The sequence below is a fragment of the Ideonella sp. genome (assembly GCF_035254525.1).
Classification (GTDB): Bacteria; Pseudomonadota; Gammaproteobacteria; order Burkholderiales; family Burkholderiaceae_C; genus Ideonella.
The window spans coordinates 1-24749 of record NZ_DATFAN010000125.1; the positions used below are offsets into that span (position 1 = coordinate 1).

The following is a 24749-nucleotide window of genomic DNA, read 5'->3' on the forward strand; positions in this document are numbered from 1 at the left end:
AAATAGGCCCACTCCTGGGCATGCGGATACGGCGTGTCCCAGCCGGCCACGCGCTCGATCGGCGACTCGAGGTGGTAGAAGCAATGCTCCTGCACCAGCGCGGCCAGTTCGGCACCGAAGCCGCTGGTGCGCGTGGCCTCGTGCACGATCACGCAGCGCCCGGTCTTCTTCACCGAAGCGACGATGGTCGGCAGATCCAGCGGCCACAGGCTGCGCAGGTCGATGATCTCGGCATCGATGCCGCTTTCCTGGGCCGCCGCCTCGCTGACGAAGACCATCGTGCCGTAGGTGATCACCGTCAGGTCCTCGCCCGGGCGCACCACCGCGGCCGATTCCAGCGGCACCGTGTAGTGCCCCTCGGGCACCTCGCTGGCCGGGTGCTGCGACCAGGGCACGACCGGCCGATCGGGGTAGCCGTCGAACGGGCCGTTGTACAGGCGCTTGGGCTCGAGAAAGATCACCGGGTCGTCGCACTCGATCGAGGCGATCAGCAGGCCCTTCGCGTCGTACGGGTTGCTCGGCATCACCGTGCGGATGCCGCACACGTGGGTGAACAGCGCCTCGGGGCTCTGGCTGTGCGTCTGCCCGCCGTAGATGCCGCCTCCGCAGGGCATGCGGATCGTGATCGGCGCCGTGAAATCGCCTGCCGAGCGGTAGCGCAGGCGCGCCGCCTCCGAGACGATCTGGTCGTAGGCCGGGTAGACGTAGTCGGCGAACTGCACCTCGACCACCGGCCGCAGGCCATAGGCCGCCATGCCGATCGCCGAGCCGACGATGCCGCCTTCGTTGATCGGTGCATCGAACACGCGTGTGCGGCCGTGCCTGGCCTGCAGGCCCTCGGTGCAGCGGAACACGCCACCGAAGTAACCGACATCCTGCCCGTAGACGACGACGTTGTCGTCGCGCTCGAGCATCACGTCCATCGCCGAGCGCAGGGCCTGGATCATGGTCATCTGCGTCATCGGCTCAGTCTCCCCGCTTGGCCTGCGCGAGTTGCGCGCGCAGGTGCGGCGGCATCTCCTTGTAGACATCCTCGAACATGCTCTCGATCGGCGGGATGTGACCGTCGTGCAGCGTGCCGAAGGCCTCGGCCTCCTTCTGCGCGGCGGCCACCTCGGTCTCGACCTCGCGCTGCGCCGCCGCGTGCTCCTCTTCGGACCACGCGCCCAGCACGATCAGGTGGCGCTTCAGGCGCGCGATCGGGTCGCCGAGCGGGAAGGCCTGCCAGTCGCCCGCCGGCCGGTAGCGCGTCGGGTCGTCCGAGGTCGAGTGCGCGCCGGCGCGGTAGGTGATCCACTCGATCATCGTCGGGCCCAGGTTGTTGCGGGCCCGCTCGGCAGCCCAGCGCGAGGCGGCGAGCACGGCGAGGAAGTCGTTGCCGTCGACCCGAAGCGAGGCGATGCCGCAGCCGACGCCGCGCGCCGCGAAGGTGCTGGCCTCGCCGCCAGCAATCGCCTGGAAGGTCGAGATCGCCCACTGGTTGTTGACCACGTTCAGGATCACCGGCGCGCGGTAGACGTGGGCGAAGGTCAGCGCGGTGTGGAAATCGCTCTCGGCCGTCGAGCCGTCGCCGATCCAGCCCGACGCGATCTTGGTGTCGCCCTTGATCGCCGAGGCCATCGCCCAGCCGACCGCCTGGATGAACTGCGTCGCGAGGTTGCCCGAGATCGTGAAGAAGCCGGCGCGCTTGTACGAGTACATCACCGGCAGCTGGCGGCCCTTGACCGGGTCCTTCTCGTTGCTCATCAGCTGGCACATCAGCTCGACCATCGAGATGTCGTCGCGCGACAGCAGCAGGCCCTGCTGGCGGTAGGTCGGGAAGCACATGTCGCCCGGCTTCAGCGCCTGCGCGTGGGCGATCGCGATCGCCTCCTCGCCCAGGCACTGCATGTAGAACGAGATCTTCTTCTGCCGCTGGGCGATCAGCATGCGGGCATCGAAGGCCCGCGTCTTCATCATCGCGCGCAGGCCGCGCTTCAGGGCCTCGGGCTCGACCGCCGGCGCCCACGGCCCGACCGCGCGGCCCTCGTCGTCGAGCACGCGCACCAACGAGGTGGCGAGGTCGTGGGTGTCGGCGGGCGAGACATCCAGCGGCGGCCGGGGCGCCGCGCCGGCCGGTGCCAGCCGCAGGTAGGAGAAATCGGTCGCGTGGCCCGGACGGCCGGTGGGCTCGGGCACGTACAGGCGCAGCGGGCCCGGATCGTAGGTGGGCGCGGGCACGGCGGGCGCGTGGTGGGCTGGCGCCACTGCCTTCGGTTCAGCGGCTGCCACGGCGGGGCGTTTCGGCACGGCCGACTCCGGTGTTGGACGACAAGCGAGCCTCCTGGGTGAGGAAGTTGGATGCGCCCGGCCGGCCCGCGCGGGGTGCTGCGCGGGCGGCCGGTTCGCCCCAGTGTGCCCGCGTTCGAACCCGGCTGTCTTTGGGGGCGACCCTGAGCCTGCGCGGGGCAGGGTCGCGGGCCTACTCCGCGGCCACCGCCTCGACCTGGATGCGCAGGATCACATCCATGCGAAAGCCGAAGCGCTTGCCGGCATCGATGCCGAAGGCGTCGCGCTGAAAGGTGGCGAACGCATCGGCGCCGCACAGCTCGCGCTTGAACAGCGGGTGCGGCATGCACTTGAACTGGCGGATCTCCAGCGTCAGCGGCTGGGTCACGCCGTGCAGCGTGAATTCGCCGACCGCGCGGCTGGGCGCGCCCTCGGCGAAACCCTCGAGCTGGCCGCGAAAGCGGGCCTGGGGGAAGCGCTCGACATCGAAGATGTCCTGGCCGCGCGCCACGGCGTTCATCTGGTCGAGGCCGAAATCGAGGCTGTCCATCTCGACCACCACGTCCAGCCCGCCGGTGCCGGCCGCCTTGTCCAGCACGATCTGCCCGGCCGACTTGTTGAACTTGCCGCGCCAGACCGACAGCCCGCCGAGATGATCGGCCTCGAAGCTGGGGTAGGTGTGGTTGGGGTCGATGTCGTAGCGCACCGGGGCGGCGAGCGCGGCGGTGGCGCCCAGCCAACTCAACAGCATCGGCGCCGCGCCGCGCGGGCGGGTCAGCAGGTTCATCCAGGTCAAGTGGGGCTCTCCATGGGGTTCACGATCCGCGGCCGCGCAGCTCGCGCAAGGCGTCTGCCGCAATCCAGCGGGCTGCCCGTGAGTGCCGCGTGCGCAACTTTTCGGCGCAAGCGATGGCGTGGGTTCGCAACACGGCGTTTCGCTTGCCGATCTGGCGCAGCGCCCAGTTGACCGCCTTCCTGACGAAGTTGCGCTCGTCGTCGGCGGCCTGCTCGATCAGCGGCAGGAAGGCGAGAAAGCGCTCGTCGGGGGCCGACTTGTCGTGCACCGTCAGCGCGGCGATCAGCGCGAACGCGGCGCGGCGCTCGAATTCGCCGCGGCGCGCCGCCCACACCGGCACCCGCCCCCAAGCCAGCGGGCTGAGCGCGAAGGCGTTGCTGCAGGCCTGGTCGCAGGTATCCCACGCAGCGAGGCTCGCCACCCAGGTGTTCATCTGCGCGACCGTGAAACGCGCCGGCTCGGCCACATAGGCGGCAAGGATCTGCGCATCCGGAACGCCGCTGGCCGCAAGCTGCAGCGCGAGTGCATGGTCGCGCCCGATCTCGCGCCCCAGTTGGCGCAGCGCCGGGATGCCCCAGCCCAGCCGGTGCGCGGTGTTCATGCCGAAGTGCGCCATGCCGGCCAGCACCTCGGGCCGGGCTTGCGCGCGCAGCCGGTCCAGCACGGTATCGAGGGTCCAGGCGGGTTGGGCGGTCGAAGTGCTCATGTGCCGCTATACCCGCGTCACCGATTCGTAGGCCAGCACCGCCGCAGCGAGGTCTTCGAGCGCGGTGCCGACCGACTTGAACACCGTGCGCTCGTCGGCCGTGCGGCGACCCGCCGCCACGCCGCCCACCAGATCGGCCAGCGTGCCCTGCACATCGGCCGGCGCGAAGACGCCGCGCGCCATCGGCCCGAGCAGCTCGCCGCTCTTGCGCAGCGCCTCGTCGGTGTCGACGAACAGGCGCGCGCCGGCGAAACAATCGTCGTCGGCCTCGCGCATGGCCGGCGTGAAGCTGCCGATCAGGTCCAGGTGCGTGCCCGGCCGTAGCCAGCGGCCCGGCACCAGCGGCGCGGTGGCCAGCGTCGCACAGCTCACGATGTCGGCCTCGGCCAGCGCCGCCTCGAGCGCCGGCGCGGCCGCCGCGTCCATGCCTTCGGCGCGCCACTGCGCAGCGAGGGCCTCGGCCTTTGCCGCATCACGCGCCCACACCCGCACCGGCCCGATCGGCCGCACGGCGCGATACGCCGCCGGCAGCCACCGCGCGACCCGCCCGGCACCGACGACGAGCAGACGCGCCGCATCGTCACGCGCCAGGTACGACGCAGCCAGCGCCGAGGCCGCCGCGGTGCGCCGGGCGGTGATCTCGTCGCCATCGATCAGCGCCAGCGGCACGCCGGTGGCCGCGTCGTGCAGCAGGACGCTCGCATGCAGCCCGGGCAGCCCGCGCGCCGCATTGCCCGGCGCGATGTTGACGACCTTGACGCCGTAGTACCGGCCGGGCAGCCAAGCCGGCATGATCAGCGAGGTGACAGTGCCTCCACCGGGCACGGCGAGCTCGTGCACATGCCGCGGCGGCACCTCGGCCCCGGCGTCGAACTGCCTGCGCAGCGCATCGACCAGCGCCGCGAACGGCAGCGCCTGGCGCGTGGCGGCAGCGTCGATGACGATCATCGCGAGACCGACCAGGCCAAGGGATTTGCGCGGATCCGGCTTCGCCGGTCCGCTGCAAAAGCCCCCTCGGGGGGCCGAGCCCGGACACGAACAGTCCAGTGGCCTGTTCGTGCCTGGCGAGGAGCCGGGCCACTGGCACGGCGCGGCCTGCAAGGCGCCGACCGGAAGGGAGCGTGGGGGTTCATATCAATCACGATCCGGCGCCCCCAGCGGAAAGTAGGGGCGGTAGGGCCGCGCCTCGTTCACCGCGCGGGCGACCGAGGGGCGGGCCAGCAGGCGGCGGCGGTAAGCCGTGACCTGCGGATAGGCCTCGCCGAGCGGGTGCGTCCAGTCGGCATAGAACAGGAACGGCGCAGCACCGCAATCGGCCAGGCTGAAACTGTCGCCCACCGCCCACTCGCGTCCGGCCATGCGCTGGTCGAGCCAGGCATAGGCGGTCTCCAGCATGTCGCGCGCCTCCTGCACGCCACGGGCATCACGCACCTCGGCAGGCCGCAGCGCATCGAACACGACCTTCTGCTGCGGCGTGGACACGTAGTTGTCGAAGAAGCGGTCCAGCATCCTCACCTCCAGTGCCGCCTGGCGATCGGCCGGGATCAGCCGCACCGGCCCGGGCCGGTGCAGATCCAGGTACTCGATGATGCAACTGGCTTCGAGGATGGTCTGATCGCCATCCACCAGCACCGGAAACCGCTTCATCGGCCACATCGCTGCCAGCCGCTGCATCGCCGGGCTGTCCGGCCCTTCCAGCACCTGGCGTTCGAAGGCGATCCCGTTCTCGTAGAAGGCGATCAGCGCCTTCTGGCTGTAGGACGAGAACGGGTGGAAGTAGAGCTGCAAGGCCACGGGGGACTCCTTCGTGAGGCAGGCGGCCGGGCTGGCTGCCGCTGCTTGCACGACGAATGGTACGGGCCAGGATCGACAGCGGCTGGCCTGGGCGGCTCACCTGCGCGTGGCCGCGCCCAGGTCGATCACCCGATCCGCGCTCGCAACCGTCTCCGGCCGGTGCGCGACGATGATGCGGGTCAGGTTCAGCGCCCGCACCGCCTCGTTCACGCGGTGCTCGCCCGCCACGTCGAGGTGGCTGGTGGCCTCGTCGAGGAAGAGGATGCGGGGTTGGCGGTACAGCGCGCGGGCCAGCAGCACGCGCTGCTTCTGGCCACCCGAGAGCACGGTGCCCATGTCGCCGACGAGGGTCTCGTAGCGCATCGGCATCGCCGCGATGTCGTCGTGCACCGCCGCCTGGCGGGCGCAGGCCTCGATGCGGTCGGGGTCGGGCTGGGGGTCGAAGAAGCAGATGTTGTCGGCGATCGAGCCGGCGAAGAGCACGTCGTCCTGCATCACGCCGGCCACCGCACCCCTGTAGCGCGCGAGGCCGAGCTGGTCGAGCGGGACGCCGCCCGCCTCGATGTGGCCCGCGGTGGGCTGCAGCAGGCCCAGCATCAGCTTGACCAGCGTGGTCTTGCCGCAGCCCGAGGGGCCGACGATGGCCACCGATTCGCCGGCCTCGATGCGCAGGTCCAGGCCCTCGAACAGCGGCGGCTCGCCTTCGTAGCCGAAGCTCAAGGCCTTGAGCGCGAGGCTGGCGCCCACCTCGGTGGTGGGGGCGGTGCCGCCCGGCTCTTCCGGCGCGGCCAGCACGATGTCGCTCACGCGCTCGGCGTGCAGGCCCAGCAGGCGCAGCTCCAGCGCCTTGTCGACGAGCGCCGCTGCGCGCTGCGCAAACTGGGTCTTGTAGGCGAGAAAGGCGACGAGCATGCCGATGGTCAGGCCCGCGCCTCTCGGCGCGGCGAGCACGAGCAGCGCGCCGAGCCAGATGGTCAGCACGTTCTCGATGGCGAACAGGCCCCCGTTGAGCGCCTGCGCCAGCACGCTCAGGCGCTCTACCTGCAGCGTGGCGTTGCTCTGATCGACGGCCAGGTTGTTCCAGCGGGCAAAGCGCTGGCCTTCGTGGGCCAGCAGCTTGATGGTCTGCATGCCGCGCAGGGTTTCGAGCAGGTGGCCGTGCTGCAGGGCGGCGCGGGTCATCTGCTCTTCGGCGGCGCGGCGCATCGTGCGGTACAGGCCCAGGCGCATGGCGCCGTAGACGAGCGCGGCGCCCACGCCCACCAGTGCGAGCCGGGCGCTGTAGCTGAACATCATGACGAGCGTGAGCAGCGCCATCGCGCCGTCGACCAGCGCTTCGAGCAGGCCGGTGCTCATGGTGCGCTGCATGGCCTGCAGCGAATCGAAGCGCGAGAGCACGTCGCCGGTCTGGCGCCGCTGGAACCAGCCCATCGGCAGGCGCAACAGGTGGTGCAGCAGTCGCCGCTGCAACTGCAGGTTCAGGCTGGCGCCGATGACCGCGAGCAGCCAGCCGCGCAGCGCCGTCACCGCCGCCTGCAGTGCGGCCAGCAGCAGGAAGGCCAGGCCCAGCGTGGCGACGAGCGGACGGTCCTGCGTGGTCAGGGCCTGGTCCACCACCGACTGCAGGTAGATCGGCGACAGCAGCATCAGGCTCTGCAGCAGCAGCGTGAGCATGAGCGCCTGGCCGGCGCGCCGGGCCAGCCCCGGCAGGCGGCCGACGAGCGCCGCGACCGGCAGGCGCTGGCGGTCGCGCCGGGGTTGGAAATCCGGCGCCGGGGCCAGCTCGAGCGCGATGCCGGTGAAGTGCTCGCCCAGTTCATGCAGCGCCATCTCGCGCCGCCCGCAGGCGGGATCGTGCAGCACCACACGGCCACCACGGCTGTGCGTGAGCACCACGAAGTGGTTGAAGCCCCAGTGCAGCACACAAGGCAGCGGCAGCTCGCCGAGCTGCTCAGGCTCCAGCCGCAGGGGCCGCGCGCCCAGGTGCAGCCGGCCGGCCACGTTCATCAGGTCGGCCAGCGTCGCGCCTCTCGACGACAGCGGATGGCGGGCGCGCAGCGTGGCCAGGTCGATGTCGTGGCCGTGGTGGCCGGCGACCATGGCCAGGCAGGCCAGCCCGCACTCGGCGGCCTCGGCCTGCAGCACCAGCGGCGTCGTCTGGCGCCGGAAGGCGTCGCGCAGCCCTTGCACCACCCAGCCGGCGACGCCCGGCCAGGGCATGCTCAGACGCAGCGGCACACCGAACTGCCGGTGCCGCTGCGCGCGCAGCGCCTGCTCGCGAAACAGCGGAGCCGTCATTCGTACACCACGTGGCTGTCGTGCTCGGGTTGCCGGTGCAGGTCACGCTCGGCGTCAAGCAGCGCCAGCGCGGCGCTGCGCACGTCGGCATAGGCCGGGCCTTTGGCCGGCCCCGGGCGGCGGCGGAAGCGCGCATCGCCGCTGAGCAGGAACTCGCAGAAGGTCTGCAGCATCGGCACCGCGGGGCACATCTCTTCGACCCAGAGGAACTGGCCCATCTGGTTGATCTCGAGAAAGACGTGCTCGCCCTCGGGCGTGACGATCACGTCGATGCAGCCGAACACCAGGCCGAGCCGGCGCAAGAGGGCGCGGCAGCGCTGCTGCAGTTCGGCCGGCAACTCGGCCTCGGTGATCGAGAGCTCGCTCAGCTGGGCGACGCGCCAGTCGGTCTTGCCGGTGGGCGTGGCCTGCGAATCCAGCCGCGCGGCGATCAGCTCGTCGCCCATGCAGGTGATGCGAAGCTCATGGGCTTTCGGCACGCAGGCCTGGAAGATGCCGGGCGCCAGGCGCAGCAGTGCATCGTCAGGCAGCATGGCTTCGGTGATGCGGGCGGTGAAGAGCATCGCCAGGCAGTCGCTCGACTCCCAGGTGACGGGCCGGAAGGACTTGAACACCGCGCCGCCACGCTCGTGCTCGCGCAGGAAGCGGCGGATGCGGGCGGGCTCGTTGGAGATCAGCGTGTCGGGCAGCGTGAAGCCCAGCTCGCGCGCGGCGGCGAGCTGCAGCACCTTGTTCTCGGCGCGGCCCGCGCGGTGCACGTCGTTGACGGCGAAGGCGTGTTGCGAGGCCAGGCCCAGCGCGCCGCTGAGCAGCACCTGCGATTCGCGCAGCGCGAACTGGCGGTCGCCCTCCGGCAGGCCGGGGCCAAGCACCGGCGGCGAGAGGCGGCGATTCCAGTAGATGTCGGGCAGCGTGTCGAACAGCACGCCGTGCGCGTCGCGCACCGCGAGCTGCGTCGGCGCGTCGCCATCGGGCGACATCGAGATGCTGCACTGTTCGGGGAAGTCGGCGCAGAACCAGCGGATGGGCCGGTGCCCCCGCTGCTCGAGCGCGAGCGCCACGGCGGCCGCATGCACATCGCGGGCGATGGTGGGGATGAGGATGGTGGCCATGCGTGAAGCACGAGTGTGTCGTGGGTTCGGAAAAAGCCGGCCCCGCGGGGCCGGCTCGAGGTCGCGCGCGAGTGGGCTTACTCGCTGTCGTCCAGGTTGCCCCACAGGCCCGAGCCCGTGCCGCCGTGGTCCTGGTCCTTCGAGCGGCCGCCGGAGATGGCCTCGATCTCTTCCTTGCTCAGCTCGCGGGCGAGCTGGCGAGCCAGGATGCGCGGAGCGGTGTCGAGGGCGGGGGCTTGTTGTTGCGTCGAAATGTTCATGAGATGTCCTCCTTGAGACATGGATGGGTGTGAACGGGTGGATGGCAGTGCCGGAGACTCCGGCCGCCTTTTCGAGACATCGGCCGTGTGGCGACCGACCCCGTCACGATAGAAGCCGGGGGCTGGTCCACGTATCCCGAGGGGAGGGGGACGAGGGCCCCTAACCCGTGGGGCGCGGACTCCCCAATTGCCCCCGTCGACTGAGCCATGGCCCATTCGGGCCATCGCCATCCCCACTGCCCTGGCGGCAGCCTATGGCCCGTGCGGGCGATGCGCCGCACCCGTCCGATCCGGAGACTGCTGGCCATGCGACGCCCTTGTCGCGCAACCCGAGTCCGAAGGAGCCCCGAATGAAGATCCACCTCGCCTGGCCAGTGCTGGCCACCGCGATGACGCTGGCCGCCGCGTTCAGCGTGCAGGCCGCGGCCGACCGCGATTGCGCCGCGGCACCCCTGATCGCCGCCGCCGATGCGCCGGTCGCCGACGACCCCGAGCAGCCGCTCGACCCGCGCGACCCGCTGTTCGTCGAGAAGTCTGCCCAGCGCTATCGCCAGCTGGGCGGCCAACCCGAGCGCCGCGCCACGGCCACGATGGGGGCCCGGCGATGAGCCGGCCGACAGAGCAAGCCGTGGCCGGCCCCCGGCTCGACCTGTACCGCCCGATCCACAAGGCGCTGCGGGTCGCGATGTTCGACACGCTGCGGCGCCTCGGCGCGATGGATGTCGACGACCCCGAGGAGCTGGAGGGTTCACTCGGCCAGGCCGAGCAGCTGCTGGCGTTGCTGGCCGGTCACCTGAAACACGAAAACGACTTCCTGCACACCGCCATCGAGGCCCGACGCCCCTGCAGCGCGCAGCGCAGTGCCGACGAGCACCGCGATCACCTGGAGAGCATCGGCACGCTGACCGATGAGCTGGCCGCGCTGCGCCAGGCGCCTGCGGCCGAGCGCGCCAGGCTGGCCCATCGGCTGTACCAGCACCTCGGCCTCTTCGTCGCCGAGAACCTCGAGCACATGCAGTTCGAGGAGACGCAGAACAACGCCGCGCTGTGGGCGCTGTACAGCGACGCCGAGCTCGCCGCGCTGCACGGCCGGCTGTCGGCCAGCATCGAACCGCGCGAGCTGATGCAGGCGCTCGGCTGGATGGCGCACGCGCTGAACGCGGCTGAGCTCGCCGGGCTGTTCCACGGCATGCGCGCCAAGGCCCCGCCCGAGGCCTTCGATGCCGCGCTGGCCGCGGCACGCGCACGGCTCGACGACACGCGCTGGGCCCGCCTGGCCCGATCGCTCGGCCTGGCGCCCGTGCCCGGGCTCGCCGCCTGAACCTCGGGAGAGCACGATGAGACTCCACCACCACCCCATCTCGACGACCAGCCGGGCGGTCACCTTCTTCGCCGCCGACCACGGCCTCGCGCTGGAACACCGGCAGGTCGACCTGTTCACCGGCGAGCACCTGCAGCCCGCCTACGCCGTGCTCAACCCGAGCCAGTGCGTGCCGGTGCTCGAGGACGGCGCGTTTTGCCTCACCGAATCGTCGGCGATCCTGAAGTACCTGGCCGACGCGCACGGCCTGGACTCGGCCTACCCGCGCGACCCGCGGGCCCGCGCCCGCGTGAACGAACAGATGGACTGGCTCAACACCTTCCTGTCTCGCGAGCTCTGCTACGGCTTCGTCTACCCGCAGGTCTTTCCCCAGCACCGACGCCCGGATGCGGCCGTTCAGGCCGCCACGCTGGCCTGGGCCCGGCCGCAGGCGCGGCGCTGGCTCGGCGTGCTGGACGAGCACCTGATCGGGCCGCACCAGAACCACCTGGGCGGCGCGCTGCCATCGCTGGCCGATTACCTCGGCATCGCGATGCTCACGCTCGGCGAGGCGGTGCACGCCGACTACCGGCGCTGGCGCAACCTCAGCCGCTGGATCGCCGCGATGAAGGCCCGCCCGGCTTTCGCGCCGACCCATGCGGCCTTCTACGCCCAGCTCGTCGCGCCGGGTGCCGGCGCCACCTTCGAAGCGCTGTGAAGGAGACTGCGATGAACCCCCGTATCCACGGCCTGCACCACAACGCCTGGCGCTGCAGCGATTCCGAGCGCACGCGCCGCTTCTACGAAGACTTCCTCGGCCTGCCGCTGGCAGCCGCGATCCGGCTCGACCAGACCAAGACGGGCCGCGCCGAGGCCGCGCTGCACACCTTCTTCCGCCTCGGCGACGGTTCGTTCCTGGCCTTCTTCGAGGTGCCGGGCATGCCCTTCGCATTCAAGCCGCAGCACGACTTCGACCTGCACATCGCGCTGGAGGTCGAGGCCGACGTGTTGTTGCCGATGAGGGACCGCGCACGGCGCGAAGCCATCGAGGTGCGCGGTGTGGCCGACCACGGCTTCATCGACTCGATCTACCTGCGCGACCCGGATGGCTACGTGGTCGAGCTGTGCGCGCGCCGCGCCGATGCCGGCAGCGCCCGCATGGACCCCGCCGATGCGGCGCGCGTGCTGGCTCGCTGGCGGGCCGAGCGGCGCCGCAGCGCGGCCACCGGTCTGGCGTGAGGCCGCCATGGCCACCGTTCGCGCCGCCGTCGCTGCCCTGGCCGCCGTGTCCGTCGCGCTCGCCGCGTCGCTCGGCGCCGGCCGCGCCGCCTCGGCCACCGCGCCACCGGCGGACGGCGTCGATGCGCCCTTGCCCGAGCACCTGGCCGACACCGGCCTGTACGCCCCCGGCTCGTCGACCGACCCGCGCGACGGCGTGCTCGGCTTCACGCCGCAGTACCCGCTGTGGTCCGACGGCGCCACCAAGCGGCGCTGGCTCGCGCTGCCACCGGGCGGCTTCATCGACGGGACGAGCCCCGATGCCTGGGCCTTCCCGCCCGGCACGCGGCTGTGGAAGGAGTTCGCGCTCGGCGGCCGGCGCATCGAAACCCGCTACATCGAACGCACGCCGCGCGGCGCCTGGCGCTTCGCGAGCTACGTCTGGAACGAGGCGGGCGACGACGCCGTGCTGGCACCGGCACGCGGCATCCGCGCGCTTGCCGTGGCCGCGGCGCCGGGCGGCCGTTATGCGGTGCCCGGCCGCACCGACTGCCTGGCCTGCCACGGCGGCAGCCCGGTGCCGGTGCTGGGCGCCAGTGCACTGCAGCTGTCGCCCGCGCGCGACCCGCTGGCCACCGGCGCCAGCCCGCCGCGGCCGGATGCGGTGGACCTGCGCGGGCTCGCCGAGCGGGGCCTGCTGCGTGGCCTGCCGCCCGAGCTGCTGGCCGAGCCGCCGCGCATCCCGGCCCGCTCGCCGCTCGAGCGCGCCGCGCTGGGCACGCTGCATGGCAACTGCGCGCACTGCCACCACCGCGCCGGCACGCAGGTCCCGCTCGCCCTGACGCTGGCCCAGCGCGTGGCCGACCCGGCGGCCGCGCTGCACGAGGTGCTGCAGTCCACGCTCGGCGCGGCCAGCCGCTTCCGCCCGCCGGGCAGCGCAGCCGAGGCGCACATCGTCGTGCCCGGCCAGCCGGAAGACAGCGTGCTCACGCTGCGCATGGCCTCGCGCCAGCCGCAGCGCCAGATGCCGCCGCTGGGCACCGAGCTTCCCGACACCGAGGGCCTGGCCCTCGTCCAGCGCTGGATCGCCAGCGCACTACCCCCGCCCGACCCTCGACAGGAGATCCACCCATGAAACCCACCCACGCCACGCTGCGCCGCCACGCCCTGGCCGCGGCCATCACGCTGTTCGCCGCCTACGGGCTGGCCGACGCCCCGGCCGCGCAGGCGGCCGAACCTGCGAAGCCCGACATCGCCGCGCGCGGCCGCTACCTCGTCAACACCTCCGGCTGCATGGATTGCCACACGCCGCTGAAGATGGGCCCGAACGGCCCCGAGCCGGACCTCGCGCGCCTGCTGTCGGGCCACCCGCAGGGCCTGGCGATGCCGCCCGTGCCGACCTTGCCCGAGGGCCCGTGGCTGGTCGTCACGTCGGCGACCAACACCGCCTGGGCCGGCCCTTGGGGCGTGAGCTTCACCGCCAACCTGACGCCCGACCCCGAGACGGGCCTGGGCAACTGGACCGTCAGCGACTTCAAGCAGACCATCCGCACCGGCCGCCACCTGGGCCGTGGCCGCGCCGTGCTGCCGCCGATGCCGATCCCCGTCTACAACAACTTCAGCGACGAGGACCTCGAGGCCGTGTTCGCCTACCTGCGCACGATCCCGCCGGTGAAGAACCGCGTGCCGGAGCCTTGGGTGCCTGCGGCCGCGCCGACGGCGATGCGCTGAGGCCGGTCACTGGCCGCTACGCGTCCGCCCAGGCACCACCGCCACCGCCGCAGGCGTCGATCGCCTCGAACAGGGCAGCGACCTCGGCCCGCTCGTTTTCGCTCAGCTCGGGGCGCCAGACCTCGAACAGCAGGATCACGCGGGTCTGCCCGCTGCGGTTCCAGGCCTCGTGCTCGATCGAGTCGTCGAACAGCCAGGCGCGGCCCTCGACCCATTCGCGCCGCTCGTTGCCGACGCGGAATTCGCAGCCGGGTGGCACGATCAGTGGCAGGTGGCCGATCAACCTCGTGTTGATCATGCCGTGATGCGGTGGAATGTGCGCGCCCGGACGCAGCAGTGAGAACAGCACCGATGGCGTGCGGCCACGCAGGTGCGACAACGGAATGTGCTCGATGGCGGCCATGGTCTTCGGGCAGCGGGCCGCGTTCTCGGCGACGGGCTGCCCATCCTTCCACAGGTAGAACGCGCTCCAGTCGGGGTTGTCGAGCAGGCTGCCCTGCACCTTCTGCGGCCGGTCGACCCGGCGCCGCACATAGGGCGCAAAAGCGCCGTCCTGGCGCATCACCGCCAGCGCCTCGGCGCGGATATCGCCGGTGGCGGCCTCCAGGGCCGCCAGCCATGGAAACGGCGCGCGGTCGTCGAAGAAGGCAATCTGCGGCAGGCCGGGGAAGAAGTAGTAGCGCGGCTGCTGGAAGCACGGCGACGCCTTGCCGAACAGGATGTCCATCGACTCCGCGACGCGGCGGCTCGATGCCGCCGGGCCGAGGCGCTCGCGGACCTCGCTCTCGATGGCGCCGGCGCGCCGGTCCAGCATGGCCTGGGCACGCGCCAGTTCGCGCTGCAGCGCCGGCGGGCGCTGCTCTGGTGGGGGGGCTTTGCGCAAGGCATGCAGGTAGAACGCGGCCGCTGCCCGGGCATCACCAGCCGCCTCGAGGCTGTCGGCCTTGAGCATCAGCGCGCGCAGGTTGGCGGGCTCGAGCGCGAGCGCACGGTCGACCGCAGCAAGCGTCGCGGCACAGTCGCCACCGGCCTGGCAGGCATAGGCCAGCCCGAGCCAGCCAGGGATGCTGGACGCGTCGGCCGCCACCAGGCGATTGAACAGCGCCTTGGCTTCGTGCCACTGGCCGGCATTCAAGGCGGCCACGCCGGCCTCGGCCAGGCGTTGTGCGTCGGGGTTTGCTGAGACCATGGAGCCGCCTCCGGCATTCGAGACGGCGCCCAGCATAACGGCACGCTACTTGACGAGCAGCACGCGCATGCCGAGCGACTTGCCGGCCTCGCGGTCCAGCACCTGCACGGTCGTCTGACGCGGCTTGAAACCGTCGGGCAGCTCGATGCGGCCGCGCACGATCTCGTGCCCGCGGATCGAGACGGGCACCGGCTTGGCGCTGAAGCTGCTCGAGCCGCCGCGCGCGGGATCGCCGGCGACCACGAGTTGCATGACGCCGGTGAACGGCTTGGCCGCGCTGCGCTCGCGCGTCAGCACGACGTCGTAGTCCAGCGTGGAGCCGCTCGCGCTGAAACGGCCCGCGCGCACCTCGACGCCGTTGTCGCGCGGGTCGGGCGGCAGCGTGGCGACCAGCGAGGCGACGTCGGCCTTCAGGTCGTCGGTGGTGCTGCGGTTGGCCGCCAGCTCGGCGGTGAGCCGGGTCTTGTCGGCCAGGGCCGCGTCGAGCCGCTGCTTGGTGTCGGCCAGTTCGCTGCGCAGGCGCAGGCGCTCGGCGTCGGCCTCGTCGAAGCGGCTGCGCAAGGCCGCCGAATCATCCTGCGACAGGCGCGGCGGCAGCACGCGCTCTTGCAGGTAGAGCACACCGGTCACGCCGGCCAGCGTGCCGATCAGCAGCAGCCAGAACCAGCTGGGCAGGCCGCGGCGGGTGCGCCGGCGGCCGTAGGGATCAAAGACAACAGGCTTGTTTCGGCCGAGCATCGAGGACACATTCGTTTCAGATCGACCGCAGCGTAGGGCCCCCGGGCCCGCGAAATGAAACGCGATGTTGGGACGGCCGTTACAAGCGGGAGGCCTCGGGGAGCTCGATCTTGACCTCGAGCACCTCCAGATTGTCCTGGCGTTCGAGGTTCACCCTGATGTCCTGCGGGTTGATCGACACGTACTTCGAAATCACCTCGACCAGCTCGCGCTGCAGCGCGGGCAGGTAGTCGGCGCCGGTGCGGCCCGAGCGTTCGTGCGCGAGGATGATCTGCAGCCGCTCCTTGGCGACGCTGGCGGTCTTCTTCTTTTCGCCGAGCAGGAAGGACAGGAAGGACATGCCGGCTTACCTCCCGCCGAACAGGCGCTTGAGCAGGCCGGGCTTGACGGCTTCGGTGAAGCGCATCGGCCGGTCTTCGCCGAGGAAGCGGGCGACCAGGTCCTGGTAGGCGACAGCCACGTCGCTGTCCTTCAGGTGGATCGCCGGCAGGCCCTGGTTCGACGCCTGCAGCACCGTCTCGGATTCGGGCACCACGCCGAGCAGCGGGATGCGCAAGATCTCCTGGATGTCGGTCAGCGACAGCATGTGGCCGTCCTGCACCCGCCCGGGGTTGTAGCGGGTGATCAGCAGGTGCTCCTTGATGCCTTCCTTGCCTTCGATGGCACGCTTGGTCTTGCTGCTGAGCATGCCGAGGATGCGGTCGGAATCGCGCACCGACGAGACCTCGGGGTTGGTGACGACCAGCGCCTCGTCGGCGAAGTGCATCGCCAGCAGCGCGCCGGTCTCGATGCCGGCCGGCGAATCGCAGACGATGTAGTCGAAGCCCATCTCGGCCAGGTCGTGCAGCACGCGCTCGACGCCCTCTTTCGTCAGCGCGTCCTTGTCGCGCGTCTGCGAGGCGGGCAGCACGAACAGCTTGTCGCACTGCTTGTCCTTGATCAGCGCCTGGTTCAGGTTGGCCTCGCCGTTGATCACGTTGATCAGGTCGTAGACCACGCGGCGCTCGCAGCCCATGATCAGGTCGAGGTTGCGCAGGCCGACGTCGAAATCGATCACCGCGGTCTTGTGGCCGCGCAGGGCGAGGCCGGACGAAAAACTGGCGCTGGTGGTGGTCTTGCCGACCCCGCCCTTGCCGGAAGTCACTACGACGATTCTTGCCATCGGTAACGAGTCCTTGATATTCGAGAGGGTTCTGTTCAGCTCTTGAGCGGTTCCATGACCAGCTTGTCGTCGACCAGGCGCACCTGGGCCGGCTTGCCCTGCACCTCGGCGGGCAGCGCGGTCTCGGTGGTGCGGTAGACGCCGGCGATCGCGATCAGCTCGGGTTCCAGGCAGGTGCTGAAGATACGGGCTTGCGTGTTGCCGCGGTGGCCGGCGATGGCCTTGCCGCGCAACGGGGCGTAAACATGGATGTGACCGTCGGCAATGACCTCGGCGCCGAAGTTGACCGCCGCGAGCACGACGAGATCGCCACCCTTGGCGTAGACCTGCTGGCCCGAGCGCAGCGGCTTGTCGATCACCAGCGTGTTCGCCGCGACCTGCACCTCCACCGGCACCTCGACCGGCACTTCGCGCACGACCTCCTTGATCACCTCCACCTCGCGCACGGGGCGCGGCTTCGGAGCCGGCGGCTCGGGCGCCTCGGGCAGGCCGGCGGCGAGCGCGGCCTCCATCTGCGCCGGGCTGCCGCCAGCCACGGCCACCGGCTGCATGCGGCTGTCGCGCAGCAGCGCCATCAGCGCGGCGAAGTCGACCGCCTCGTCGGCCTCGCGCAGCAGCGCCAGGTCGATCACCAGCGGGTCGTGATTGAACAGGTTCGGCGTCTCGCTCAGCCGGCGGCCGAGTTCCCCGGCCAGGGCCGCGAGGTCGGCGCTCTTGAGCTGCAGCGCGAGCAGCGGCAGGTTCGTGTTCTTGAGATCGAAGACGGGGAACGGATCACCCGTCGAAGCCACACCAACCATGAAAACCCAGTGAGCAGGAAAGGCGCGAGTTTACCGGGCGAGGCTCAAGACATGATCACTTGAAGGCTCCGCTCGTAGCCCGCGGTCAGGCGGTCGAAAGCATCGAGCAGCGCGTCGCTGGACGCGGCCAGCAGCGCGCGGCCCTCGGCGCGGCCCGCCGCGTCGGCGCCGCGCAGCAGGCGCAGCCATTCGTCGCGCGCGCTGTCGAGCGCCTCGCGCGTCTCGGCGCTGGCCAGCGGGGCGCGCTCGAGCTCCTGCAGCGCGGCGGCGAACTCGTCGAGCAGCGGCGCCAGCGCCTCGCGCCGGGCCGGCTCGTCCAGCAACTCGGCCAGCAGCGCATCCTTGGCCACGCGCTGCACCCGCATGCGCTGGCGGCCGCACAGGTTGACCAGCCGCAGCGCGCGCCGCGCGCCGCCTTGCTCGAGCGCCGCGGTGAGGGCCTCGGCGCAGTCGAGCAAGGCCATCGCGCAGCGATCGGCCCCGGCGAGCACCTGGGCCGAAGGGCGCTGGGCCAAGGCTCGTGCGAGCTTGTCCCAGGCCGCCGTGGTGGCAGCCAGGGCCTCGCGCGCCTCCTGCATCGTGTCCGGGCCGGCGGCCAGCGGCGGGCACGCGGCCAGGTGGTCGAGGTTGTCCTGCACGCGCTGGGCGGCCTCGTCCTGCAGCGCACGGGCACGGCGCGGGTCGATCCCGGCCAGGCGCTGCGCGGCGAGCTTGACCAGGCGCTGCGACAGCATGCGCAGCTGGCCGGCGCGGTTGATCGCCTCGGCCCACTGGCTGGCCTCGGTGACCGAGCGCGAGACCTCGCCGACGCGCAGGTTGGCGTGCATCGCAGCCCCGCGCAGCAGGCGGAAGGCCTCGTCCTCGCCGATGCCGCGCGCGGTCATCAGCACGCCCTTGGCACGGTCGACCCACTTGCGCTCGTCGAGCTGGCCGCGCGCCCGGGCCAGCTCGGCCTGCGTGGCCTGCTCGCGCTGCCAGCGCGCGGCGTCCCAGGCCAGGGCGGCGCGCAGCGCGACAGGGTCGTCGAGCACGGCGGCCGGCCACCAGCCGGCCAGGCCAGACCGGGCGAGCGCCTCCATCTCGGCCGGGTCGGCCGGCGCCAGACCGAACGCACTGCCCTGGCCGGCCTCGCCGTCCCCGGCCTGGGCGAGCCAGGCTAGGGCGGCCGATGCACCGAGAACGACCTGTCGCGGTGCATGTGCACCGGCTTCGGGCGCGGCGCCAGGGGCGTCGGCCAGCGGCAGACCGGCCGCCTGCAGGGCTGCGGCCAAGCGCGGTGCGTCGGGATCGTCGGCCCACAGCGCGAAGGCCGGTCGAGTGGAGGAGGGGGGCGAGCTCGTCACGCACGAAGCATAGGGGATGAGCGGCCGAAGCGGGCTTCGTGCCACCTCAAGCGAATCCGGCACGAGCCTTGCAAAGGGATAGGCGGCGGTGTAACGACGCACCGCCCTGGTGAGGCCTTGACCCTGCAATCAAGGCCGATTCGTGCGCCCCGGCGCGCCATCCGCCGGCCCGCTCGGCCGCGTGAGGCCGTGCGCTGCCGGCCGGTGCCACGTACACCGCATCACCCCCCTGCCGCCGCCGCTCTGGCCGGCAGTGTCCTCCCGACCCACCACGCCCGAAGCGAGCGCTGCCGCGTTCGCCGGGGGCGTTCAGCCATTCGCGATCGCGCCATGTCCAAGTTTTCGACGTTCCTCCGCTCCGGCCACTGGCCGACGCTTGCCGCGTCGTTCCTGTACTTCGACTTCTGCTTTGCCGTCTGGGTGCTCAACGGCGCGATGGGCCCGTTCATCAGCGAGAGCTACGGGCTGACGCCGGCGCAGAAGGGCTTCATGCTTTCGGTGCCCATCCTGGCCGGCGCGCTGATGCGCTTCCCGCTCGGCGTGCTGTCGCAGTACATCGGGCGCAAGAACGCGGCGATGGTCGAGATGACGCTGATCGTCGCCGCGCTGGCCTTCGGCTTCTTCTTCGTCGACAGCTACGACGGCGTGCTGGCGATGGGCGTGCTGCTGGGCATCGCCGGCGCGAGCTTCGGCGTGGCGCTGTCGCTCGGCTCGGGCTGGTTCCCGCCCAAATACAAGGGCCTGGCGATGGGCATCGCCGGCGCGGGCAACTCGGGCACGGTGCTGGCGGTGCTGTTCGCGCCGCCGCTGGCGCAGGCCTTCGGCTGGCAGACGGTGTACGGCCTGGCCGCGCTGACGATGCTGCTGCCGATGGCGGTGATGTGGTTCGCCGCCAAGGAGCCGCCCGACCGCGAGCACCAGAGCTTTCGCGAGCACATCGCCTGCCTGTTCGAGAAGGACGGCTGGGCCTTCAGCCTGATCTACATCGTCACCTTCGGCGGCTTCATCGGCCTGTCGAGCTTCCTGCCGACCTACTTCCACGACCAGTTCAAGGTCACCAAGATCGAGGCCGGCCAGCTGACGATGCTGGCCACGCTGATGGGCTCGGCGGTGCGCGTGCTGGGCGGCTACATCTCCGACCGCATCGGCGGCATCAACACGCTCAGCGGCGTGTTGATGCTGGTCGCGGCCACGCTGACGATGTGCGGTTTCGCCGGCAGCTCGCTGGCGCTCACCACGCTGCTGTTCATGCTGTGCTTCGCCGCGCTGGGCGCCGGCAATGGTGCGCTGTTCCAGCTCGTGCCGCTGCGCTGGCCGCTGACCACCGCCGTGGCCGGCTCGATGATCGGCGAGGTCGGCGCGCTGGGCGGCGGCTTCCTGCCCAATGCGATGGGCGTGTCGAAGCAGTACGCCGGCACCTACCTGTTCGGCTTCCTCGCGTTCACCGCGCTGGCGCTGCTGATGCTGGTGATGCTGCGGATGGTGCAGATCCGCTGGACGCGGACGTGGGCGGAGAAAGGCGGACGCGCGAAGCCCGCACCCGCCGAAGCAGCTCATCTCGGCAAGAACAACAGCCAGACGACGAGCAACACGTTGAACAGCAGCGACACCGCGAGCGCCGCCTTCCACAGCGCAAGGGGATCGCGGTGAATCAACGGCGTCGCGCCGGGCGCACGCAGGGGCCGCGAGGCGCCGCGCTCGAGCGCGAGCAGCAACTCCTCGGCGGTCTCGAAGCGCTGTGCGGCCTCGCGTGCGACGGCCTTCTGCAGCACGTGGTCGAGCCAGATTGGCACGTCGGGCCGGATGCGCGACGGAGCCACCGGGTCACGCCGGTAGCGCCCGCCCTGGTAGGGCTCGATCTCGCCATAGGGCAGGCGGCCGGTCAGCCACTGGTACAGCGTGACGCCGAGCGCGAACAGGTCGCTGCCCGCGTCGGGCAGCGCACCGTCCCACTGCTCGGGGTTCATGTAGCTCGGCGTGCCGGCATGCAGCTCGCGCTGCGCGGCGCTCTCGCGCCCGCTCAACGCCACGCCGAGGTCGAGGATGCGCCAGACGCCGTCGTCGCCCAGGTGCAGGTTGCCAGGCTTGATGTCGCGGTGCACCACGCCGTGCCGGTGCAGCCGCGCCAGCGCGCGGGTGCAGGCCAGCGCCGCCTCGATGACCTCGGCCGCCGTCGGGCGCTCGCCGCCCGCCATGCGTTGTTCGAGCGTGCGGCCGGGGTGCCAATCGAACACGGTGTACAGAACGCTGGCGTCGGGCCGGCGCTCGTGCACGCGCACGAAGCCCGCGTTGCCGTCGGCGCCGACACGCTGGCCGAGCCAGGCCTCGTGCACCAGCATCGCGCGCTCCTCGGGGTCACTGGCCCGGCTGGGGTGCAGCGTCTTCAGCGCCACCAGCGCGCCGCCGCCCGGCAGCCGCGCCTGGTAGAGCCGGTGCACGCCGGTGTCGGCGACGAGCGCGGTGATGCTCATGCCGTCGAGCGTGTCGCCCACCTTCAGCAGCGGCGGCGCGGGCAGGCGCCGGCCGTCGGCCCGCTCGTCGTCGAGCTGGCGCGCGTCCAGCCCCGTCACCCGCAGCACCAGGGCGGTCGCGTTATCGCGCCCACCGGCATCCAGCGCGGCCTGGGCCAGTGCATCGGCCGCCGCCTGGGCGTTGCCGTCGGCCGCGGCGGCCAGCTGCGTCAACCGCGCGGCCTTGATCGCGCCGTGCACGCCGTCGCTGGTCAGCACGAACACGTCGCCGATGCGCACGTCCCCCTGCGCGTAGTCGACGCGCACCGCATCGTCCAGGCCGACCGCGCGCGTCAGGCGGCTGCGCTGGTCGGGGTGGTCGAAGGCATGGTCGTGGCTGAGCTGCGTCAGCTCGCCGTCGCGCAACAGCCAGGCGCGCGTGTCGCCCACGTGGGCCAGCGTCCAGGTCTGGCCGTGCAGCGCAAGTGCGGTCAGCGTGGTCAGCGCCGCGCCGTCTCCGCCCCGGCCGGCGCGGCGCCGGTTCTGCGCGGCGAGCCAGGCGTTCTGCGCGCCGATCAGCCGGTCGAGCACCACCGTGGTCTCCCAGGTGGCCGGCACGGCGAAGAAATCCGACAGCAGGCCCATCACCGTGGTCTGCGCCGCTTCCAGGCCGTGGCCGCCGGTGGACACGCCATCGGCCACCGCGGCGATCAGCCCGCGCGCGGCCTCGTGCGGCGCGGCGCGCACGGCGCCGGCGAAATCTTCGTTGATCTCGCGCGGCCCGCGCTGGCTGCTGTAGCCGACATCGACTTCGAAACTCATCCGATCCCCTGCTTGGCTGCCGCCGCATTGTGGCCGCGCGCATTGGGCACCCGACTTGCTTTTTGCAATTGAGACGTTCTTGAAAGGAAGCCCCACCATGAAGAAGATGAAGCTCGTGATGGTCGGCAACGGCATGGCCGGCGTGCGCACGCTCGAAGAGCTGCTGAAGATCGCACCGGACCTGTACGACATCACCGTCTTCGGCGCCGAGCCGCACCCGAACTACAACCGCATCCTGCTGTCGCCGGTGCTCGCCGGCGAGCAGACGGTCGACGAGATCATCCTCAACCCGCTGTCCTGGTACGAAGACAACGGCATCACGCTGCACCTGGGCAAGAAGGTCGCAAAGATCGACCGCGTCAAGCGCCTGGTGATCGCCGAAGACGGCACGAGCGCGCCCTACGACCGGCTGCTGATCGCGACCGGCTCGAACCCCTTCATCCTGCCGGTGCCCGGCAAGGAGCTCGGCGGCGTGATCGCCTACCGCGACATCGCCGACACCGAGACGATGATCGAGACGGCCAAGACGCACAAGCACGCGGTGGTCATCGGCGGCGGCCTGCTGGGCCTGGAAGCCGCGAATGGCTTGATGCTGCGCGGCATGCAGGTCAGCGTGGTGCACATCATGCCGTGGCTGATGGAGCGCCAGCTCGACGACGTGGCCGGCAAGCTGCTGCAGAAGTCGCTCGAAGACCGCGGGCTGAAATTCGAGATCGGCGCGCAGACCGATTCGCTGCTGGGCAACGACGCGGGCCGCGTGAAGGCCGTGAAATTCAAGGACGGCCGCGAGATCCCGGCCGACCTGGTTGTGATGGCCGCGGGCATCCGCCCCAACACCGCGCTCGCCGAGAGTGCCTCGCTGCTATGCAACCGCGGCATCGTCGTCACCGACACGATGCAGACGGTGACCGACCCGCGCATCTACGCGGTCGGCGAATGCGCCGCGCACCGCGGCATCGCCTACGGCCTGGTGGCGCCGCTGTTCGAGCAGGGCAAGGTCTGCGCGACGCACCTGGCCGAGTTCGGCATCGGCCGCTACACCGGCAGCCAGACCAGCACGAAGCTCAAGGTCACCGGCATCGATCTTTTCTCCGCCGGCGACTTCATGGGCGGCGACGACTGCGAGGAGATCGTGATGAGCGATCCCTACGGCGGCGTCTACAAGAAGCTCGTCATCAAGGACGACAAGCTGGTGGGCGCCTGCCTGTACGGCGACACCGTCGACGGCTCCTGGTACTTCAAGCTGCTGCGCGAAGGCCGCAGCGTGGGCGATATCCGCGACAAGCTGATGTTCGGCGAGTCCAACATCGGCGACACCGGTCACGAAGGCCACAACAAGGCCGCGGCGATGGCCGACGGCGACGAGGTGTGCGGGTGCAACGGCGTCACCAAGGGCGCGATCTGCAAGGCCATCAAGGAGAAGGGCCTGTTCACCCTCGACGAGGTGCGCAAGCACACCAAGGCCAGCGCGTCGTGCGGCTCGTGCACCGGCCTGGTGGAGCAGATCCTGATGTTCACCGCCGGTGGCGACTACTCCGCCACGCCGAAGAAGAAGGCGATGTGCGGCTGCACCGACTACAGCCACGAGGAGGTGCGCCAGGCGATCCGCAAGCCGCTGCCCGACGGCAGCAAGCTGCTCACGATCGAAGGCGTGTACCGCGCGCTCGAATGGCGCACGCCCAACGGCTGCGCCAGCTGCCGCCCGGCCATCAACTACTACCTGGTCAGCACCTGGCCCAAGGAAGCCAAGGACGATCCGCAGTCGCGCTTCATCAACGAACGCAGCCACGCCAACATCCAGAAGGACGGCACCTACTCGGTCATCCCGCGCATGTGGGGCGGCGAGACCACGGCCGACGAGCTGCGCCGCATCGCCGACGCGGTCGACAAGTACAAGATCCCCACGGTCAAGGTCACCGGCGGCCAGCGCATCGACCTGCTCGGCGTGAAGAAGGAGGACCTGGTCAACGTCTGGAAGGACATCGGCATGCCCTCGGGCCATGCCTACGCCAAGGCGCTGCGCACGGTGAAGACCTGCGTGGGCAGCGAGTGGTGCCGCTTCGGCACGCAGGACAGCACGCAGATGGGCAAGGACCTCGAGCGCGCGCTGTGGCGCATGTACGCCCCGCACAAGGTCAAGCTCGCGGTGAGCGGCTGCCCGCGCAATTGCGCCGAGGCCGGCATCAAGGACGTGGGCGTGATCGGCGTCGACTCGGGCTGGGAGATCTACGTGGCCGGCAACGGCGGCATCAAGACCGAGGTGGCGCAGTTCCTGTGCAAGCTCAAGACCGCCGAGGAAGTGCTCGAGGTCAGCGGCGCCTTCCTGCAGCTGTACCGCGAGGAAGGCTGGTACCTGGAGCGCACGGTGCATTACGTCGGCCGCGTGGGGCTCGACCACGTCAAGAAGCGGGTCCTCGACGACATCGAGGGCCGCAAGGCGCTGTGGCAGCGGCTGCAGTTCGCGCTCGACGGCGAGCCCGACCCGTGGTTCGAGTTCGACAAGGCCGCGGTGGACACGCGTCAGTTCGCGCCCGTGGAGGCCGCATGAAGCGCCGCGCGTGGATGCTGGCAGCCGGCGCAACGCTGACGCTGCCGCTCGCCGGCCGTGCCCAGGTGCACGACATCAACGACGCCATCAACAAGGCCGGCCGCCAGCGCATGCTGTGCCAGCGGATGGCGAAGAGCTACCTCGCCTTGGGCCAGGGCGTGGAAGGCGAGCTGGCCGAGCGCACGCTGGCCGCGTCGATGGCGCTGTTCGACCG

General features: G+C 71.1%; 25 protein-coding genes. 9 read left to right on the forward strand and 16 right to left on the reverse strand.

Going from position 1 to position 24749, the window contains the following annotated elements; genetic code table 11:
- The 9 genes from VJ693_RS12345 to VJ693_RS12385 form a co-directional block, all read right to left on the reverse strand.
- A partial coding sequence (locus VJ693_RS12345) for an alpha-ketoacid dehydrogenase subunit beta (protein WP_324154514.1) occupies positions 1–962 on the reverse strand: 962 nt, incomplete at its 3' end.
- A 4-nt stretch (positions 963–966) separates the two neighbouring features.
- Complete coding sequence (locus VJ693_RS12350; RefSeq protein ID WP_324154516.1) at positions 967–2220, reverse strand: thiamine pyrophosphate-dependent enzyme; 1254 nt, start codon at positions 2218–2220, stop codon at positions 967–969.
- A 241-nt stretch (positions 2221–2461) separates the two neighbouring features.
- Positions 2462–3055: a YceI family protein gene (locus tag VJ693_RS12355; RefSeq protein WP_324154553.1), complete on the reverse strand. Its 594-nt coding sequence runs from the start codon at positions 3053–3055 to the stop codon at positions 2462–2464.
- A gap of 28 nt (positions 3056–3083) precedes the next feature.
- Positions 3084–3770: a DNA alkylation repair protein gene (locus VJ693_RS12360; RefSeq protein WP_324154517.1), complete on the reverse strand. Its 687-nt coding sequence runs from the start codon at positions 3768–3770 to the stop codon at positions 3084–3086.
- 6 nt (positions 3771–3776) lie between these two features.
- On the reverse strand, positions 3777–4718 hold the full coding sequence (locus VJ693_RS12365; RefSeq protein ID WP_324154518.1) for an ornithine cyclodeaminase family protein: 942 nt from the start codon (positions 4716–4718) through the stop codon (positions 3777–3779).
- Positions 4719–4904: 186 nt separating this feature from the next.
- Positions 4905–5564, reverse strand: a complete 660-nt coding sequence (locus tag VJ693_RS12370) for a glutathione S-transferase family protein (protein ID WP_324154520.1) — start codon at positions 5562–5564, stop codon at positions 4905–4907.
- 96 nt (positions 5565–5660) lie between these two features.
- Complete coding sequence (locus VJ693_RS12375; protein ID WP_324154521.1) at positions 5661–7862, reverse strand: peptidase domain-containing ABC transporter; 2202 nt, start codon at positions 7860–7862, stop codon at positions 5661–5663.
- Positions 7859–8974, reverse strand: coding sequence for a hypothetical protein (locus VJ693_RS12380; RefSeq protein ID WP_324154523.1), 1116 nt, complete (start codon positions 8972–8974; stop codon positions 7859–7861). The genes VJ693_RS12375 and VJ693_RS12380 overlap by 4 nt, the downstream gene beginning before the upstream one ends.
- 77 nt (positions 8975–9051) lie before the next feature.
- Positions 9052–9234, reverse strand: a complete 183-nt coding sequence (locus tag VJ693_RS12385) for a hypothetical protein (protein ID WP_324154525.1) — start codon at positions 9232–9234, stop codon at positions 9052–9054.
- Positions 9235–9584: 350 nt separating this feature from the next.
- Between VJ693_RS12385 and VJ693_RS12390 the strand changes: the two genes are divergently transcribed.
- The 6 genes from VJ693_RS12390 to VJ693_RS12415 are packed head-to-tail and all read left to right on the forward strand — an operon-like array spanning position 9585 to position 13483.
- Positions 9585–9842, forward strand: coding sequence for a hypothetical protein (locus VJ693_RS12390; protein WP_324154527.1), 258 nt, complete (start codon positions 9585–9587; stop codon positions 9840–9842).
- The gene (locus VJ693_RS12395) at positions 9839–10555 is read left to right on the forward strand and encodes a hypothetical protein (RefSeq protein ID WP_324154529.1); all 717 of its coding nucleotides are present in this window, start codon (positions 9839–9841) and stop codon (positions 10553–10555) included. Before VJ693_RS12390 ends, VJ693_RS12395 begins: the two co-directional genes overlap by 4 nt.
- A gap of 16 nt (positions 10556–10571) precedes the next feature.
- A complete protein-coding gene (locus VJ693_RS12400) occupies positions 10572–11252 on the forward strand; it encodes a glutathione S-transferase family protein (RefSeq protein WP_324154531.1) in 681 nt (226 codons plus the stop codon).
- An 11-nt stretch (positions 11253–11263) separates the two neighbouring features.
- A complete protein-coding gene (locus tag VJ693_RS12405) occupies positions 11264–11773 on the forward strand; it encodes a VOC family protein (protein ID WP_324154533.1) in 510 nt (169 codons plus the stop codon).
- Between the two features lie 7 nt (positions 11774–11780).
- Positions 11781–12887, forward strand: a complete 1107-nt coding sequence (locus VJ693_RS12410) for a hypothetical protein (RefSeq protein WP_324154535.1) — start codon at positions 11781–11783, stop codon at positions 12885–12887.
- On the forward strand, positions 12884–13483 hold the full coding sequence (locus VJ693_RS12415) for a diheme cytochrome c-553 (protein WP_324154537.1): 600 nt from the start codon (positions 12884–12886) through the stop codon (positions 13481–13483). Before VJ693_RS12410 ends, VJ693_RS12415 begins: the two co-directional genes overlap by 4 nt.
- A gap of 16 nt (positions 13484–13499) precedes the next feature.
- On the opposite strand, the gene VJ693_RS12420 is transcribed toward VJ693_RS12415, so the two are convergent.
- The 6 genes from VJ693_RS12420 to VJ693_RS12445 all read right to left on the reverse strand — a co-directional run bounded on the left by VJ693_RS12420 (position 13500) and on the right by VJ693_RS12445 (position 18715).
- A complete protein-coding gene (locus VJ693_RS12420; protein WP_324154538.1) occupies positions 13500–14672 on the reverse strand; it encodes an aspartyl/asparaginyl beta-hydroxylase domain-containing protein in 1173 nt (390 codons plus the stop codon).
- Between the two features lie 45 nt (positions 14673–14717).
- Positions 14718–15410, reverse strand: coding sequence for a hypothetical protein (locus tag VJ693_RS12425; protein ID WP_324154540.1), 693 nt, complete (start codon positions 15408–15410; stop codon positions 14718–14720).
- A gap of 79 nt (positions 15411–15489) precedes the next feature.
- On the reverse strand, positions 15490–15750 hold the full coding sequence (minE, locus tag VJ693_RS12430) for a cell division topological specificity factor MinE (RefSeq protein ID WP_324154542.1): 261 nt from the start codon (positions 15748–15750) through the stop codon (positions 15490–15492).
- Between the two features lie 6 nt (positions 15751–15756).
- Positions 15757–16572 (reverse strand): septum site-determining protein MinD, encoded by an 816-nt coding sequence (gene minD, locus VJ693_RS12435; protein WP_324154544.1) that lies wholly within the window; start codon positions 16570–16572, stop codon positions 15757–15759.
- Between the two features lie 35 nt (positions 16573–16607).
- Entirely contained in the window at positions 16608–17372 is a 765-nt protein-coding gene (gene minC, locus VJ693_RS12440; protein ID WP_324154546.1) for a septum site-determining protein MinC, read from the reverse strand.
- A 44-nt stretch (positions 17373–17416) separates the two neighbouring features.
- Entirely contained in the window at positions 17417–18715 is a 1299-nt protein-coding gene (locus VJ693_RS12445; protein ID WP_324154547.1) for a type IV pili methyl-accepting chemotaxis transducer N-terminal domain-containing protein, read from the reverse strand.
- Between the two features lie 330 nt (positions 18716–19045).
- Between VJ693_RS12445 and VJ693_RS12450 the strand changes: the two genes are divergently transcribed.
- The gene (locus tag VJ693_RS12450; protein WP_324154548.1) at positions 19046–20365 is read left to right on the forward strand and encodes an MFS transporter; all 1320 of its coding nucleotides are present in this window, start codon (positions 19046–19048) and stop codon (positions 20363–20365) included.
- Here VJ693_RS12450 and VJ693_RS12455 read toward each other — a convergent pair.
- Positions 20269–21987, reverse strand: coding sequence for a bifunctional protein-serine/threonine kinase/phosphatase (locus VJ693_RS12455; protein ID WP_324154549.1), 1719 nt, complete (start codon positions 21985–21987; stop codon positions 20269–20271). The genes VJ693_RS12450 and VJ693_RS12455 overlap by 97 nt on opposite strands.
- Before the next feature lie 97 nt (positions 21988–22084).
- On the opposite strand from VJ693_RS12455, the gene nirB reads away from it, so the two are divergent.
- Together nirB and VJ693_RS12465 are read left to right on the forward strand one after the other, a co-directional pair.
- Positions 22085–24535: a nitrite reductase large subunit NirB gene (gene nirB, locus VJ693_RS12460; RefSeq protein ID WP_324154550.1), complete on the forward strand. Its 2451-nt coding sequence runs from the start codon at positions 22085–22087 to the stop codon at positions 24533–24535.
- The coding region (locus VJ693_RS12465) for a type IV pili methyl-accepting chemotaxis transducer N-terminal domain-containing protein (protein ID WP_324154551.1) at positions 24532–24749 on the forward strand (218 nt) is incomplete at its 3' end. The genes nirB and VJ693_RS12465, both read left to right, overlap by 4 nt.

What these genes read in the sequence shown, in the direction of transcription:
- VJ693_RS12355 (WP_324154553.1), bottom strand. Translation starts at nt 3,055, where the DNA reads ATGAACCTGCTGACCCGCCCGCGCGGCGCGGCGCCGATGCTGTTGAGT.
- VJ693_RS12360 (WP_324154517.1), bottom strand. Translation starts at nt 3,770, where the DNA reads ATGAGCACTTCGACCGCCCAACCCGCCTGGACCCTCGATACCGTGCTG.
- VJ693_RS12365 (WP_324154518.1), bottom strand. Translation starts at nt 4,718, where the DNA reads ATGATCGTCATCGACGCTGCCGCCACGCGCCAGGCGCTGCCGTTCGCG.
- VJ693_RS12375 (WP_324154521.1), bottom strand. Translation starts at nt 7,862, where the DNA reads ATGACGGCTCCGCTGTTTCGCGAGCAGGCGCTGCGCGCGCAGCGGCAC.
- VJ693_RS12380 (WP_324154523.1), bottom strand. Translation starts at nt 8,974, where the DNA reads ATGGCCACCATCCTCATCCCCACCATCGCCCGCGATGTGCATGCGGCC.
- VJ693_RS12385 (WP_324154525.1), bottom strand. Translation starts at nt 9,234, where the DNA reads ATGAACATTTCGACGCAACAACAAGCCCCCGCCCTCGACACCGCTCCG.
- VJ693_RS12390 (WP_324154527.1), top strand. Translation starts at nt 9,585, where the DNA reads ATGAAGATCCACCTCGCCTGGCCAGTGCTGGCCACCGCGATGACGCTG.
- VJ693_RS12395 (WP_324154529.1), top strand. Translation starts at nt 9,839, where the DNA reads ATGAGCCGGCCGACAGAGCAAGCCGTGGCCGGCCCCCGGCTCGACCTG.
- VJ693_RS12400 (WP_324154531.1), top strand. Translation starts at nt 10,572, where the DNA reads ATGAGACTCCACCACCACCCCATCTCGACGACCAGCCGGGCGGTCACC.
- VJ693_RS12405 (WP_324154533.1), top strand. Translation starts at nt 11,264, where the DNA reads ATGAACCCCCGTATCCACGGCCTGCACCACAACGCCTGGCGCTGCAGC.
- VJ693_RS12410 (WP_324154535.1), top strand. Translation starts at nt 11,781, where the DNA reads ATGGCCACCGTTCGCGCCGCCGTCGCTGCCCTGGCCGCCGTGTCCGTC.
- VJ693_RS12415 (WP_324154537.1), top strand. Translation starts at nt 12,884, where the DNA reads ATGAAACCCACCCACGCCACGCTGCGCCGCCACGCCCTGGCCGCGGCC.
- VJ693_RS12420 (WP_324154538.1), bottom strand. Translation starts at nt 14,672, where the DNA reads ATGGTCTCAGCAAACCCCGACGCACAACGCCTGGCCGAGGCCGGCGTG.
- VJ693_RS12425 (WP_324154540.1), bottom strand. Translation starts at nt 15,410, where the DNA reads ATGCTCGGCCGAAACAAGCCTGTTGTCTTTGATCCCTACGGCCGCCGG.
- minE (WP_324154542.1), bottom strand. Translation starts at nt 15,750, where the DNA reads ATGTCCTTCCTGTCCTTCCTGCTCGGCGAAAAGAAGAAGACCGCCAGC.
- minD (WP_324154544.1), bottom strand. Translation starts at nt 16,572, where the DNA reads ATGGCAAGAATCGTCGTAGTGACTTCCGGCAAGGGCGGGGTCGGCAAG.
- minC (WP_324154546.1), bottom strand. Translation starts at nt 17,372, where the DNA reads ATGGTTGGTGTGGCTTCGACGGGTGATCCGTTCCCCGTCTTCGATCTC.
- VJ693_RS12450 (WP_324154548.1), top strand. Translation starts at nt 19,046, where the DNA reads ATGTCCAAGTTTTCGACGTTCCTCCGCTCCGGCCACTGGCCGACGCTT.
- VJ693_RS12455 (WP_324154549.1), bottom strand. Translation starts at nt 21,987, where the DNA reads ATGAGTTTCGAAGTCGATGTCGGCTACAGCAGCCAGCGCGGGCCGCGC.
- nirB (WP_324154550.1), top strand. Translation starts at nt 22,085, where the DNA reads ATGAAGAAGATGAAGCTCGTGATGGTCGGCAACGGCATGGCCGGCGTG.